13 protein-coding genes are annotated in these 13,663 nt (G+C 66.6%); 5 read left to right on the top strand and 8 right to left on the bottom strand.

Features of this window, described 5'->3' with window-relative positions:
• Positions 1-86 precede the first annotated feature (86 nt).
• The 3 genes from hpaD to AC5WS7_RS05040 are packed head-to-tail and all read right to left on the bottom strand — an operon-like array spanning position 87 to position 3,538.
• Positions 87-1,082: a 3,4-dihydroxyphenylacetate 2,3-dioxygenase gene (gene hpaD, locus AC5WS7_RS05050; protein ID WP_495953128.1), complete on the bottom strand. Its 996-nt coding sequence runs from the start codon at positions 1,080-1,082 to the stop codon at positions 87-89.
• 41 nt (positions 1,083-1,123) lie between these two features.
• Positions 1,124-2,437, bottom strand: a complete 1,314-nt coding sequence (locus AC5WS7_RS05045) for a DUF3500 domain-containing protein (RefSeq protein ID WP_495953127.1) — start codon at positions 2,435-2,437, stop codon at positions 1,124-1,126.
• Positions 2,438-2,488: 51 nt separating this feature from the next.
• Complete coding sequence (locus AC5WS7_RS05040) at positions 2,489-3,538, bottom strand: amidohydrolase family protein (RefSeq protein WP_495953126.1); 1,050 nt, start codon at positions 3,536-3,538, stop codon at positions 2,489-2,491.
• Between the two features lie 108 nt (positions 3,539-3,646).
• Between AC5WS7_RS05040 and AC5WS7_RS05035 the strand changes: the two genes are divergently transcribed.
• The 5 genes from AC5WS7_RS05035 to AC5WS7_RS05015 all read left to right on the top strand — a co-directional run bounded on the left by AC5WS7_RS05035 (position 3,647) and on the right by AC5WS7_RS05015 (position 8,300).
• On the top strand, positions 3,647-4,921 hold the full coding sequence (locus AC5WS7_RS05035; RefSeq protein ID WP_495953125.1) for an FAD-dependent monooxygenase: 1,275 nt from the start codon (positions 3,647-3,649) through the stop codon (positions 4,919-4,921).
• 23 nt (positions 4,922-4,944) lie between these two features.
• Positions 4,945-5,451: a YybH family protein gene (locus AC5WS7_RS05030; RefSeq protein WP_495953124.1), complete on the top strand. Its 507-nt coding sequence runs from the start codon at positions 4,945-4,947 to the stop codon at positions 5,449-5,451.
• A complete protein-coding gene (locus AC5WS7_RS05025) occupies positions 5,448-6,308 on the top strand; it encodes a fumarylacetoacetate hydrolase family protein (protein ID WP_495953123.1) in 861 nt (286 codons plus the stop codon). Before AC5WS7_RS05030 ends, AC5WS7_RS05025 begins: the two co-directional genes overlap by 4 nt.
• Positions 6,305-6,703, top strand: a complete 399-nt coding sequence (locus AC5WS7_RS05020; protein WP_495953122.1) for a RidA family protein — start codon at positions 6,305-6,307, stop codon at positions 6,701-6,703. Before AC5WS7_RS05025 ends, AC5WS7_RS05020 begins: the two co-directional genes overlap by 4 nt.
• A 64-nt stretch (positions 6,704-6,767) precedes the next feature.
• On the top strand, positions 6,768-8,300 hold the full coding sequence (locus AC5WS7_RS05015) for an NAD-dependent succinate-semialdehyde dehydrogenase (protein WP_495953121.1): 1,533 nt from the start codon (positions 6,768-6,770) through the stop codon (positions 8,298-8,300).
• A gap of 128 nt (positions 8,301-8,428) precedes the next feature.
• Here the strand turns inward: AC5WS7_RS05015 and AC5WS7_RS05010 are convergent, their stop codons facing one another.
• From AC5WS7_RS05010 to AC5WS7_RS04990, 5 genes are read right to left on the bottom strand one after another with little or no spacing between them, the layout of a single operon-like run.
• Complete coding sequence (locus AC5WS7_RS05010; protein WP_495953120.1) at positions 8,429-9,478, bottom strand: ABC transporter substrate-binding protein; 1,050 nt, start codon at positions 9,476-9,478, stop codon at positions 8,429-8,431.
• Between the two features lie 31 nt (positions 9,479-9,509).
• Complete coding sequence (locus tag AC5WS7_RS05005) at positions 9,510-10,361, bottom strand: bifunctional 5,10-methylenetetrahydrofolate dehydrogenase/5,10-methenyltetrahydrofolate cyclohydrolase (protein ID WP_495953119.1); 852 nt, start codon at positions 10,359-10,361, stop codon at positions 9,510-9,512.
• 11 nt (positions 10,362-10,372) lie between these two features.
• A complete protein-coding gene (gene purU / locus AC5WS7_RS05000) occupies positions 10,373-11,278 on the bottom strand; it encodes a formyltetrahydrofolate deformylase (RefSeq protein ID WP_495953118.1) in 906 nt (301 codons plus the stop codon).
• Positions 11,275-12,138, bottom strand: coding sequence for a methylenetetrahydrofolate reductase (locus AC5WS7_RS04995; protein WP_495953117.1), 864 nt, complete (start codon positions 12,136-12,138; stop codon positions 11,275-11,277). The genes purU and AC5WS7_RS04995 overlap by 4 nt, the downstream gene beginning before the upstream one ends.
• Positions 12,135-13,517: a hypothetical protein gene (locus AC5WS7_RS04990; protein ID WP_495953116.1), complete on the bottom strand. Its 1,383-nt coding sequence runs from the start codon at positions 13,515-13,517 to the stop codon at positions 12,135-12,137. Before AC5WS7_RS04990 ends, AC5WS7_RS04995 begins: the two co-directional genes overlap by 4 nt.
• Between the last annotated feature and the right edge of the window lie 146 nt (positions 13,518-13,663).

Genomic DNA, 13,663 nt, shown 5'->3' with positions numbered 1-13,663 from the left:
GGCGAGCAGAGGGGACCTGGAGTGTTGCCGGTGGCACATGACAACTTCTTTCGATAGTTCGAATTGATCGGATGGTGCGGCACCGGTCAATGGATGCCGAGATAGCCTTCGAGGGTTTCCGGCGTGGCCTGCAACAGCGGCTCGTGCAACACCTCGCCGGGAAATTCGCTGGCCTCGAAGAACCAGCGGCGCGAGGCGGGCATCCCCCACAACTGCGCACGCCGGGGATCGGTGACGTCCCAGCGGATGGGCGGGGTCTCGAGGTCGATGAACTGGTAGTGCGTATTGAACAGCTCGACCCGGTGCTGGTCCGGATCGCGCAGATACAGGAACAGCGCATTGCTGATGCCGTGACGACCTGGGCCGCGGTCGATCTCGTTGCCGAATCCGAGTGCGCCGACGACGTCGGCGGCGTGGATCAGCGCGGTGGCATCGGGCACGGCGAAGGCGAAGTGGTGCAGTCGGGGCCCGCGGCCGTTGGTGAACACCAGATCGTGGGTGTTGCCCTTGACCTCCATCCAGGAGCCCCACAACTCGTCGGTGCCGTCCTTCGCGGTGTACTCGGACATCCGCATGCCCAACCCGGTCCAGAAATCCGTGGCCTTCCGCACGTCGTAGGTGACCACCTGGAAATGGTCGATACGTTGCGGCGCACCGGATCTGAACTCGTCGTAGTGCTGCATCCGGCGCGGCACCACGTCCATCTCGGAGGTGAGTTCGATGAGCGTGCCGACCGGGTCGCGGAATTGCAGGGTGGCCCCCTGATGCGCGCGCTCGACCCGCTGATGTTCGATGTTGTTGTCCGCGAAGAACTTTTCCGCGAGCAGGATGTCCGCATCGGTGCGCACCCGCAGGCCGACCCGACGCGCGTGGGCGGTGCCGGACTGCTCCAGGATCAGGCTGTGGTGCGCGGCCTCCTCCAGACCGCGCAGGTACACGGTGTCGCTGGTTTCCTCGGTGACGACCAGGCCGACGGCGTCGCGATAGAAGTCGCGACTCCTCGCCAGATCGGTGACGGCCATGGTGACATGGCTCGCGCGGGTGATCCGGAAGGCCGGATCGGGGTTGGTGACAGGTAGCATGATGACTCCAAAACGATTGCGGGACAGCCGATGAACGCTCCTCAGCCGGAGCGCGACGCCCACTGGGCGATATAGCTTCGCCCGTAGTCGTTGCCGTTGGGCAGCCGGAACGTGCTGTGCACGTGGAATCGGGCCGGTAGCCGATTGGTCAGCCACACGCCCGCATGGTGATCCAGTTCGGCCAGGAACACCGGACTCTGGATCCGCAGATAGGTCGGCTGGGTGCCGTCGGTCGCGCCGTACCAGCTGAACCACGTCTGGTCGAGATGGGCGTCGAACTCGGCCATCGTCGACTCGCGCTGAGCGTCCTGGATCAGCAGGAAGCTCTCGGCGATGTCGCGCAACAACTTTCGCTGCCGCGCGTCGAGTTCACCGGCCGGGATGCCCTCGTACGGAATTACGCGATTGTCCCGGAACGCACCCGCGACGTGCCGTTCGTCGGCCGGGTGCAGTCGCCCGTCGGGCATCGCCGGATCGAGCACCGATTCGTAGACGACGGCCTTCGCCCGCTGCTCGGAGCTCAGCGACGAGGCCAGCCGGACGGCCAGTCGCTCTCGCTCCTCGAAGATCGGCGGCCGCGTGCCGTCCGAAATCGCCGGCTCGGCCCCGAGGAACACCGGTGCGGCGACGTGCCGTCCGGCCACCGAGACGAAGTTGACGGCGACGTGATGTCCGAACAATTGCCAGCCCCACGCGCCGCCGACGGCAGGTGTGCCGTACAGCGACGCCCAGTAGCTGCGGTCGTTCATGATCCTGGGCAGGTCCACGAGTTCTCCGAGAAATCCGTTGAGCGCCATGGCTTCCCGGACGCGTTCATATCCTTCGGCGCTCAGCGACGCCCGCACCAACGCCAGGAAGGCGTCCGAGCACTCCTCGTCCAGATCTTCCAGCCGCAGACCGACCCGATGGAAGACGAACTCCGGATTGCTCCATGCCCGGAAATCGTTGTCGTCCAACGCATGTGTGAACTTCTCGCGCTCCTGCGGGGTGAGCAGCGCGAGCATCCGCTCCGCGGCGGCGACCGCGGCACCGTCGTCGGTGACGGGCGTGTCCGGGAGGGAGTACAGCCCCTCCCGGACGACGCCGTCGGAGGTGACGCCGACGAACGGCTCGCCCAGCAGTTCGTCCCAGCCGCTGAGCAGATCCCGCAGGAAATCGGCGGACAGATATCGGTCGGTCGCGAACTCCTCGTAGGTCATCCCGCGGAACCGGGCGATCCGCGGGTCGCCGTGGTCGAACAGATATGCCGTATATCCCTCGGCCGGGAGTTCCACGGCCGCTTCGCGTCCCGCCGTCCGCGCGGTCGAGAAGAAACCATCGATGTCCTCGCCGTCCTGCGGTATGTCCTTGCTCATCGCCTTCTAGCCTCGGTCGTGATCGGTCTGCGGTGGTCCTGCGGATGGGCCTCAGATCGGCAGTTTGAACATCTGCTTGGCGTTGCCGTACATGATCAGATCGCGCTGCTCGGCGGTGATCTCGACCTCGTTCTGCATGAAGTTGACCCCCTGGCTCATCCAGCCGTAGAAGACCGGGAACGAGGAGCCGAACATGTAGTGGTCCGCGCCGTTGACCTTGATCGCGCACTCGATCTGATCCTTACCCCAGGAGTGCGGGTGGGTCAGGTCGAAGAAGATGTTGCGCTCCATGAAATTCTGGATCTCCTTGCCGCCGGTCGAATCGAGGCGGACCAGCGACTCCTTCTTGTTCGACACGTGCGGGGTCAGCAGTGCCTGGTTGGCGAACCAGTTGCCGCCGAGCATGGTGTGCACGAACCGCAGGCCGGGCATCCGGTCGAACATCCCGCTGAACAACTCGCGGCCCACCGCTGTGGCCTGGTCGACGATGCGGCCGAACTCGCGACGCAGATTCGTGTAGTCGACGACCGTGCGCCATTCGACCGGTAGCGGCGTGTGATGCACGATCACCGGGATGTCGAGCTTCTCGATGATCTTCAGATAGGGCTCGAATACCGGGTCGTCGAGGTAGAGCTGGCCGTAGTGGCAGGCCAGCTGCACACCGACCGCGCCCAGGTCGCCGATGCAGCGCTCGAGCTCGTAGATGTTCTCCTTACCACCCCACGGCGGGACGCACGCGGTCATGAACAACCGCCCCTCCGAGCGCTTGGTGATCTCGAAAGCGTTGTCGTTCACGGCTTTACACGTCTCGAGCCCCAGCCACTCCTGCCATACCGGAACACGCATGATGCCGTAGTCGACACCGGCGTCGTTCATCACGGCCAGTTTCGCCTCGGCCGAGTAGTCACCCTCGACGTAGTTGAGGTTCTGATGGCCGGCGGGCTTCTCCAGAATCATGTGCTTCTTGCCGGTGTCCATGGTCTCCACGCGCGCGATCTCGCCGAACCCGCGCGGAACGCTGTTGAGGAATCCGTTGAGCATCGCCTCGTTGGTGAACAGGTCCTCGGGCAGGTGGTGGATGTTGATGTCGACGACGGTCATGCAGGCCTCTCCTGACTTCTGCTATAAAGATACTGTTTTCGAAATCATACACATTTTTCGAAGCGTGACAACGCACACCGGAACAACGCACAGCAGAACGAGGAAACGATGACCGACATCGCCATCATCGGCGCGGGCCCGGCCGGCTTGGCCGCAGCACTCCGCTTGCACCAGAAGGGCTTTCGCCCGCGGATCTACGAGACGGTGGCCGAGCTGAAGCCCCTGGGCGTCGGCATCGATGTGAAGGTTTACGGCACGAAGGAGTTCGAGGAGCTGGGGCTGCTCGAGGAGTTCCGCGCCATTTCGGTCGACGCCAAGGAGTCGGTCTTCTACAACAAGTACGGCCAGGAGATCTACGCCGAGCTGTGCGGTACGCACATGGGCTACCTGCACGAACAGCGGTTCGTACATCGCGGCGTGTTGCAGATGCTGATGTACCGGACCGTGCTGGAACGCCTCGGCGAGGATTCGGTGGTCCTGGGCGCCCGAACGCTCGGGTACCACCAGGACGGCGACAAGGTCACCCTCGATATCGAGCACGTCGGCGGCTCCACCGGGCAGGTCATCGCCGACGTGGTCATCGCGGCGGACGGCATCAAATCCGTGGTTCGCCGCCAGATGCATCCCGAGAGCGCGGATCCGGTGTATTCCGGCATCACCATGTGGCGCGGCACCACGCTGATGGAACCGTTCGGCACCGGCGGCACGATCCTGCACATCGGCGCTCCGCAGATCTCCAGCATGATCGTCTACCCGATCGCCGACAACTGGCAGGGCAGCGGGAAGACCCTGGTGAACTGGGTCGTCGAGGCCACCCGCGACGAATCGGTCGAGGACTGGAACCAACTCGGCTCGGTCGAGGAGATCCTGCCCTACTACGACCGGACCCGGATCCCGATCCTGGACGTGCAGCAGATGCTGCGCGACGCGGGCGAGGTCTACCTGTTCCCGCTGATCCGCCACGAACCGCTCGACACCTGGGTCGACGGCCGGGTTGTGCTGATCGGCGACGCCGCGCACGCGATGTACCCGCGCGGTGGCAACGGCGCGTGCCAGTCGATCGTCGACGGCGCCGCCCTGGCCGACAAGCTCGCCGCGATCGAGGACCCACACGAGGCGCTGCTGGCGTTCGAGGCCCAGCGCCTGGCCATGGTCAACGGCATCGTCCTGTCGCATCGCGGCGAGGGTTACGAAGTCATCCGGCGCATGGTCGAGGAACGCACGAACGGAGAGCCGTTCAAGGACATCGAGGACGTTCTGCCGCTGGCCGAGGCCGACGAAATCTTCAGCAAGTACCACGCCTTGGTGGGCCAGCCGCGCCCCGGCCACGAGGCCGGGGCCGCAACGGGTTTCCGTACCGGGTACGCGCAGAGCGCGCACTGAGCCACATCTTCCGAAGGACTGATATGACCGAATTGGAACCCGCGTCGGTGACCGACGCGAACGAGCGGACCCGGCAGGAGATCTTCGCGGTCGAGAAGCGCCGACACGAGACGTTGATGGCCGCCGACGCCGCCGGTTTGAGCGAGCTGATGGACGAATCGCTGGTGCACATCCACGCTCCCGGGCTCACGCACAGCAAGGCCCAACTGCTCGAGCACGTCGAGAAACGCCAGGCATATATCGAGCTGCGACGCGAGCAGTTGCGGATCCGGATGGTCGGCGCGGACGTCGCGATCATGACCGGGCGGCTGATCAACCGGCTGCGCACGCCCGAGGGCGGTGAGCGCGTCGTCGCCGGGATGGCCACGCAGGTGCTGCGGCGTCGCGCGGACGGCGCGTGGGTGTTCCTGAACTTCCAGCTGACCCCCGACGGTGAACACCTCTGGCCCGCCCTGGACTCGGAACTCGTGGCCGCCGACACCGGCGACGTCATCGACACCCGCGCGGAGAACGGAGCCGGACAATCATGAGAATCGCCCGATTTCACCTCGGCGACAACCCATCCCGGCTCGGCCGCGTCGACGGTGATCACCTCACCGACATCTCGGAGGCCCCCGGTGTCGGAACCTCGCTGCGCGCGATCCTGCCCCGGCTCGACGAGCTGACGGACTCGATCATCGCGGCCCAGGGTCCGAGCCACGCGTTGTCCGATGTGGTGCTCGAGGCACCGATCGACAACCCGCAGAAGTATCTCGGCATCGGTATGAACTACCGGGCACACGCCGAGGAGGCCCGGCAGGCCGGTATTCCGATTCCGACCAGCCAGATGTGGTTCAACAAGCAGACATCCTGCATCGCCGGGCCCTACGACGCCATCGTGAAACCCGATATCTCCGAGGAACTCGACTACGAGATCGAACTCGGCGTGGTGATCGGACGACAGTGCAGGCATGTGCCGGTCGAGGACGCCCGATCGGTCATCGCGGGATATCTCGTCGCGAACGACGTCTCGGTGCGCGACTGGCTGCACAAGCGCTCCCCCACCTTCACTCTCGGCAAATCCTTCGATACGCACGGCCCGATCGGGCCGTGGCTGACCACCGATGACGAGATCCCCGATCCGCTCGACCTGCACATGACCCTGACCGTCAACGGCCGGATCCGCCAGGACTGGTCCACCGACGACATGATCTACGACATCTACGAGCAGATCGCCTACCTCACCCAGGTCATGACACTCATGCCCGGCGATATCCTCGCCACCGGCACACCGTCCGGAATCGGCGCTCCCACAGGAGATTTCCTGGTTCCCGGCGATACGGTGCGGGCCGAGATCGCCGGACTGGGCGTCATCGAGAACCGGGTGATCGCGGAGGCGCTGGCATGACTCGTCGCGTCAGCATCAACCCGCCCGGATTCACGCACGCCAACCCCATCCCGGTCGGCAGCCGCATCAGCCCTTTTCTCGCCTCGGGTGTGCTCACCGGACGCGACCCGGTCACCCGCGAGCTGCCGGACAGTCTGGATCAGCAGTGCGCCAATGTATTCGAGCACGTGCGCGCACTGCTGAGCGCGGCCGGAGGCACCACGGACGACATCCTGAAGATGACGTTCTGGCTCGCGGACTACCGCGACCGCGACGCACTCAACCGGGAATGGCTGACGATGTTCCCCGACCCCGCGAACCGTCCGGCCCGTCAAGCCGTCGCCGCCCAGCTCGACGGCGGCAGCCGGATCCACTGTGATCTGCTGGCGGTCCTGGACGGTTCCGCTGCGCGGTGAGCACATCTCCACCGGAGGCGGCCGATCTATTCTTCACGCCGCCAAGAGAATTCGAGGAGTACCCATGAGCGCGAGCGAAGCCGAACTGCTTGCGGAGGTTCCCGACGGGTTGTTGATCGCGGGAAGCTGGCGTCCGGCAAGCCCCGGCGCTGGGTTCGCGGTCCACGATCCCGCGACCGGGGCGGCGGTCAAACAGATCGCGGACGCGGACGTCGAGGACGGGCGTGCCGCGCTCGACGCCGCATGTGACGCGTTCCCCGCGTGGGCGGCCACCCCGCCGCGTGCCCGTGCGGAAATCCTGCGCCGGACATTCGAACTCGTTCGTGAGCATGCCGAAGACCTCGCACTGCTGATGACGATCGAGATGGGTAAGCCGCTCGCCGAGGCCCGGGGCGAAGTGGCCTACGGCAGCGAATTCCTGCGCTGGTTCAGCGAGGAGGCATCCCGGGTCACCGGCCGCTACGGGAACACACCCGAGAACGCCGGGCGGATGATCATCACGAAACACCCGGTCGGGCCGTGCTATCTCATCACCCCGTGGAATTTCCCGCTCGCCATGGCAACGCGGAAGATCGCGCCCGCCTTGGCAGCCGGGTGCACCGTGGTGATCAAACCCTCCGAACTCACTCCCCTCACCACACTGTTCCTGGCCGAAATCCTCAGGAAGGCCGGACTTCCCGCCGGAGTCGTCAACGTGGTCACGACCACATCCGCCGGACCGGTTTCGGCGGCGATCATCACCGATCCGCGGCTGCGCAAACTCTCCTTCACCGGCTCCACGCCGGTCGGCAAGCTGCTGCTGGCACAGGCGGCCGACAACGTCCTGCGCACTTCGATGGAACTCGGCGGCAATGCCCCGTTCCTCGTCTTCGGCGACGCCGACCTGGACCGCGCGATCGACGGCGCGATCGCCGCGAAATTCCGCAATGTCGGCCAAGCCTGCACCGCGGCAAACAGATTCATCGTCCACCGCGATGTCGTCGACGAATTCACCCGGCGAGTCACCGAACGAGTACGCACGTTCACCATGGGCCGGGGCACCGAGGAGGGCGTCACCATCGGCCCCCTGATCGACGACCGGGCGGTACGCAAGGCGGACGATCTGGTCGGTGACGCGGTGCAGCGGGGAGCCAGGCTGCTCATCGGCGGGACGGCCGTGGCGGGGCCCGGATCGTTCTATCCCGCAACGGTTCTCGGCGATGTTCCCGCGGCGAGCAGGATCCTGCACGAGGAGATCTTCGGCCCGGTCCTGGCGATCGTACCGTTCGAGGACGAGGACGAGGCCGTACAAATCGCCAACGCCACCGAATACGGACTGGCGTCCTACGTCCACACCCAGAATCTGGCCCGCGCCCAACGCCTGATCGAACGCCTCGAAACCGGCATGACCGGCCTCAATGTCGGGGTCGTGTCCAACGCGGCAGCGCCCTTCGGCGGCTGGAAGCAGTCCGGCCTGGGCCGCGAAGGCGGTATCGAGGGCATCGAGGAGTACCTCCAGACCAAATACACCCTGACTCCCGATCCCTTCGGAGCACTGCCCACTCGGACCGAGTACGCAAGTACGCGGAAGGCGAACCGGCGACGGCCGGGCCGGTGACAGCCCGATGCTGCTGAGGATGCTCGACGGCGTCCGGGTGCCTCACCGCTTCAGGTGCGGCACCACGCACCACTCCGGACGCGCTTACCGGGCGAGACTGATCGCGTCTCTCGTGGTCCATGGCGGTGCTACCGCGGCAGGTACTCGTCGGTCCAGTTGGCCGGCGATAGCTTCGCGTCCCGGGGGACCGCGTTCGTCTTCTTGATGAAGTCCATGCTGGTGTTCCATCCGTCGACGCTCATCGCGCCGGTCGCCGGCCAGTTCACCTGCCGCAGGCTCGCCAGTAGGATCGGATCGGCCATGCTGGAGAACGTCGGCTTCACGACGTTCACCACGTCGGACTCGTGCCCGCGGATGTACGCGCTGCCCTGCTGGACCGCCCGCACGAAACGACGCACCAGCGCGGCGTTCTCGGTGGCATAGTCCTTCCGCACCACGACGATCTGGCCGTACCCGGTCCGGGGCGCCGACCACGCGGGCACGGTGTCCGGACCGGCCACCACGACCCCGTCACCGTCTGCCTGCACCGCCAGCGGAGTGGGTTCGGAGGTGACGAACCAGTCGATCTGATTTCTGGTCAGTGCTGCTTTGTCGGCCGCCGGGCTCGGCAGGGACACGTAGCGAACGGTGCCCGGGGACACCCCGTACTCCCGCAGTAAAATGCCCGCCTGTCCCTGCGTGGTGGTCGAACTCGCGCCGCCGGTGGATCCCCGCAGCGCCTCGGCCACCTGGGCGGGTGGTGTGCTGCCGGTGATATGGTGCGCCCGCGCGAATTTCGTGCTGACGATCAGACCGAGCGGGGCACCCGCACCGTCCATGGACACCGCGAGCTGCGGGATCCTCCGGTTGACCGCGTTGATGAAGGTCGTCGGGCTGGAGTTGAGGAATTGCACGGAGTTCGATTCCAGCGCAGCGGCATCCAGCGACGAGGGCAGGTCGACGAACTCGACCTTCAGCCCTGCGGCGCGAAAGTACCCCTTCGCGTCGGCCACCCGCAACGGCGCGTCGAAGATCGTGTCGGCGACGCCGACGGTCACCTTCGTGGCGCCGTCGGCCTCGCCGGAACCGCAGGCCGCGAGCAGGCTCGAGCACAGTGCGAGTACCGCCGGAATCACGATGCCAAGCCGGACGCCCCCGCCGCCGAGGCGTCGTTGCCTGTTCGTGTCGATAATGCCCATGGGCCGGCCTTTCCGTTGTCGCACCAAATCATCAGCTGAACTCGCGCGCCCACTCGGCGGCCCGGACCGTATTGGCCATGAGCATCGCGATCGTCATCGGGCCGACTCCGCCCGGCACCGGAGTGAGCCGGGCGGCGTGGCCCACGAGTTCCTCGGCGCGCACGTCACCGGCCAATCCCTCGGGTGTGCGGTGGATTCCGACGTCCACCACCGTGGCGCCGGGTTTGACGTGCTCCGGCCCGATCAGTCCGCGCACCCCGGTGGCGACCACCAGCACGTCGGCAGCGCGAGTCACCGCGGCCAGGTCCGCGGTTCCCTTGTGCGCCACCGTGACCGTGGCGTCCCGGTTCATCAGCATCTGCCCCATCGGCCTGCCCACCAGATCCGATCGGCCGACCACGACTGCATTCGCGCCGACGAGAGTGACCTTCTCGGAATCCAGCAACTCGATGACACCGGCCGGTGTGCACGGCCGCAGCCCGAACTGGTCGCGAGCCAGCAGTCCGGCACTGAGCGTCGTCAGCCCGTCGACGTCCTTGACCACCGGAATCCGATCGATCAACGCGGCCGCGTCCAGCCCCGCGGGCAGCGGCAGTTGCAGCAGGATCCCGGACACCGCCGGATCCTCGGCCAGCGCGTCGATGACCGATGCGACCTGCTGCTGCGAGGCATCCGACGGAACCGCCCGGTGCAGATCACGCATGCCCAGCGTGCGCACCGTCCGTCGTTTGCTCGCCACGTACACCGCACTCGCCGGGTCCTGCCCCACCAGAACCGTGGCCAGCCCCGGCGCAGTATCCGGCGTGAACGACATCGTGATCTCCCGCGCGACCCGCTCCCGGATCCGTCGCGCCACGCCCGCGCCATCGATCCATCGCGTCACCCGAACCCCCTTCACGCGAAGACGATCGTGTGGTTGCCCTGCCGGAAAACCCGGTCCTGCGCATGCCAGGCCACCGCCCGCGACAGCACCGCGCGCTCCACGTCCGCCCCGCGACGCCGCAGCTCCGCGGCACTGTCCGCATGCGATACCCGCACCACGTCCTGCTCGATGATCGGACCCTCGTCCAGATCCTCGGTCACGTAATGTGCCGTCGCGCCGACCAGCTTCACCCCGCGCTCCTTGGCCTTCAGGTAGGGCCCGGCGCCGACGAAGGCGGGCAGGAACGAGTGGTGGATGTTGATGATCGGCACGCCGACGCGGTCGATGAAATCTCCCGACAGGATCTGCATATACCTGGCCAGAACGACGAAATCGACGTTTCCGCGCAGCAGGCGCAGGTGCTCGGCTTCCGCGGCGGACTTGTCCGGCCCGGCGGAGGGCACATGGAAGAACGGGATCCCGAAGGCACGCACCTCGGCCGCGGTATCGGCGTGGTTCGACACGACCATCGCCACCGATACGGGCAGCTCACCACGCCGGTGCCGCCAGAGCAGATCCAGCAGACAGTGCTCCGACTTCGACGCGAAGATCGCCACCCGCTTGCGAACCGCCAGATCGCGCAGGGTGAACTCGAGGTCGAATCCCTCGCGCAGCACCGTGTCCAGATCCTGCCGGACCGCGGGCAGCACCTCGGGCAGATCCCGCGCGGAGAACACCGTCCGCTGGAAGAACGCGCCGCCGCTGGGATCGTCGGAATACTGGTCCAGCGACACGATGTTCGCGCCGTGCCTGCTCAGCACATCGGTCACCGCAGCGACGATGCCCGGCCGATCGAGCCCCTGCACCGTGAGCGATGCCAAGGGTTCCCGGCTGCCGGTCGTCGCAGTCGCGGGCCGGATATCCTGCGCCGCCGTCACGACACCGCCTCCTCGCCGGGGCGTGCGGTGAAGTCCGCGATCCACTCCACCGTGGCTTCCACTCCGCCGAAACTGTAGAAATGGATCCGCACGTCGCCGTGCCGTTGCGGTTCCCACCGCCGAGCCAGATCCCGCAGGAACCGGTCCGGCCCGGCGGTACCCATGAGATTGGTGAGCGAGAACCCGTACTTGCGCACGATCCCGGCACTCGTGCCCACCCCGAACCGGGTCGCGTACCGCACCAGGCGGCGGATGCCCGCCGGGCCCGGCACACCCACCCGGATCGGCAGCGTGATCCCCCGCGACCGGACCTGTTCGACCCAGTCCAGGACCGCGTCCGAGTCGAAGCCGAACTGGGTGACCACCGAGCCCGCCGACTCCGTCTCCGCCAGCAGTGCCGCCTTGTCCTCCAGCGCCCGCCACAGCACGTCGGCCGGGATGTCGGGGTGACCTTCCGGATATCCGGCGATGCCCGCCTCGGCCATCCCGAATCGTTGCGGCACAGCGCTTTTCAGCACCGACAACGCGTCCGGGTACGGCCCGAGCGGAACAGCCGGGTCACCGCCGACCACGAACAGCCGGTCGGCGGCGGACACATCGGCAAGACCGGCCAGGAACTCCTCGAGTTCGGCGGGTGAGCGCAACCGCCGGGCCGCGACGTGCGGCACCGGGATCAGTTCCAGGGCCCGGCACACACCGGCCGCCTTGACCCGCGTCTCCAGATCCTCGCCGGCCAGGTAGGTCAGGTGCACCCGCGTTCCCCGGGGGATGTGCGGCGCAGCCGCGGTCAGCCGGTCGATGTCCTTTCCGGTGATCTCCAGTGAGAAATCCGTCAGCAACGAGATCGCCCGCCCGCTCATGACTTCGCGCCGCGGTAACGGGTGCGGGCGAAGCTGTCCAGCGGGGCTGCCTCGACGGTGGCGCGCACCTCGACCTGGTCGTGCGGCTCCACGGAAGGCTTGTCCGACACCGGATCCTCACCCCACACCACGCGCACTTCGGTACCCGGACGCGCGAACTCCTCGTCGACGACCGCGAGCGATACGACTGCCTGATCACGCACGACGTACCCACAGTCCATCGAGATGCCCGCCCGCCGCCCGCCGACCAGCACCTCGTCCATCTGGAACTGGCCGTACCGTGCCTTCGGCAAGGAGAAGTACTTGTAGGTGGGCCCCGGAGTCCACAGCGAGCAGAAGATGCGCGCGGCGTCCTCGGGGTGCCACACCAGAGTCACCTTGTGCCGCTGCGGTCCCTCGGCCCGCGCACGCAGAGCGTCCATCCCCACGAACTCGTGGTCGAACTTGACGTGTCGTCCGTAGCCCAGGTCGTAGGGCGTGACGTAGTAATCGGCCACGCTCTGCGAAAAGAGGCTGCCCGCAAGCGAACCCGCGCTGTTCGCGGGGAGCCACTCGCGATAGCCGGTCAGGCTCGGGTCGGTGTAGATGGCCGGCATGGGGCCCGGGATCCATCCCGATTCCAGATTCGCCGTCGAGTAGGCCACCGACCCGACCTGCTTCATCCCGAATTCCTCGCCCACGTCCAGGATCGCCGCACGCACCGCGGGACCGTCCGCCCAGGGGCCGAACAGTTCGAATCCGACCTGTCCGGCCATGCCGTGGCGGATGGCCCGCACCTGCTTGCCTGCGATGGTGAAGGCGGTCATACCGAAGAACCGCACCTCGGGCATCGGCGCCCCGGTGAGTTTCTCCACCAGGGACGCGGTCGCGGGTCCTTGGATCTCGTAGCGATAGAGCTTGGGCGGCAGACCACCGCGCTCGACGGACTGCGGGTCACGCTCGACCGTCACGTCCCAGTCACCGGTCAGCGCGTTGTACTCGACCCAGTCCAGCGCCGTGCGGCGCCCCACGAGATCGGCCGATCGGTCGCTCAACCCCACCAGGACACAGTCGCCGATGTAGTGCCCCTCGTTGTTCACCGCCACGAACTGCTTGGCCTTGTTGTCGCCGAACGTGGCGAAGCTGTTCACGCCCAGGTGCTCCAGCAGCCGCACGGTATCCGGGCCGTCGACGAACAGGTCGACCATGTGGTGCGACTGATCCATCAGCACACACGAGGTGTGCCACGCCAGCGCTTCCTCCCGCCAGTTGGTGAATTCGGCCGGAACGAAACCGAATCCGTGCGAGAAGGCACGGCGCGCCTGGTTGCGCATGAGTTCGACCGGATTGCCCACCCGTTCGATCGCCGCCTGAAGGCTTTCCTGCACTGCCTCACCCACGTTGTTCCTTCCTTCGACGGGATGCGCCGGGCGATATCTCCGGCGCCCGGCTCAGGATCGCAAGGCGAACACCCCCGGCACACGGTCCTCGACGCCAAGACCAGCGCCCGGCGAATTGTGTTCAGGCACAAATGCCCTGCACAGTG

The sequence above is a fragment of the Nocardia sp. PLKS1-43 genome (assembly GCF_059510335.1).
The sequence above is the reverse complement of the archived record's forward strand: the minus strand, read 5'-3'. Positions and strand labels throughout refer to the sequence as shown.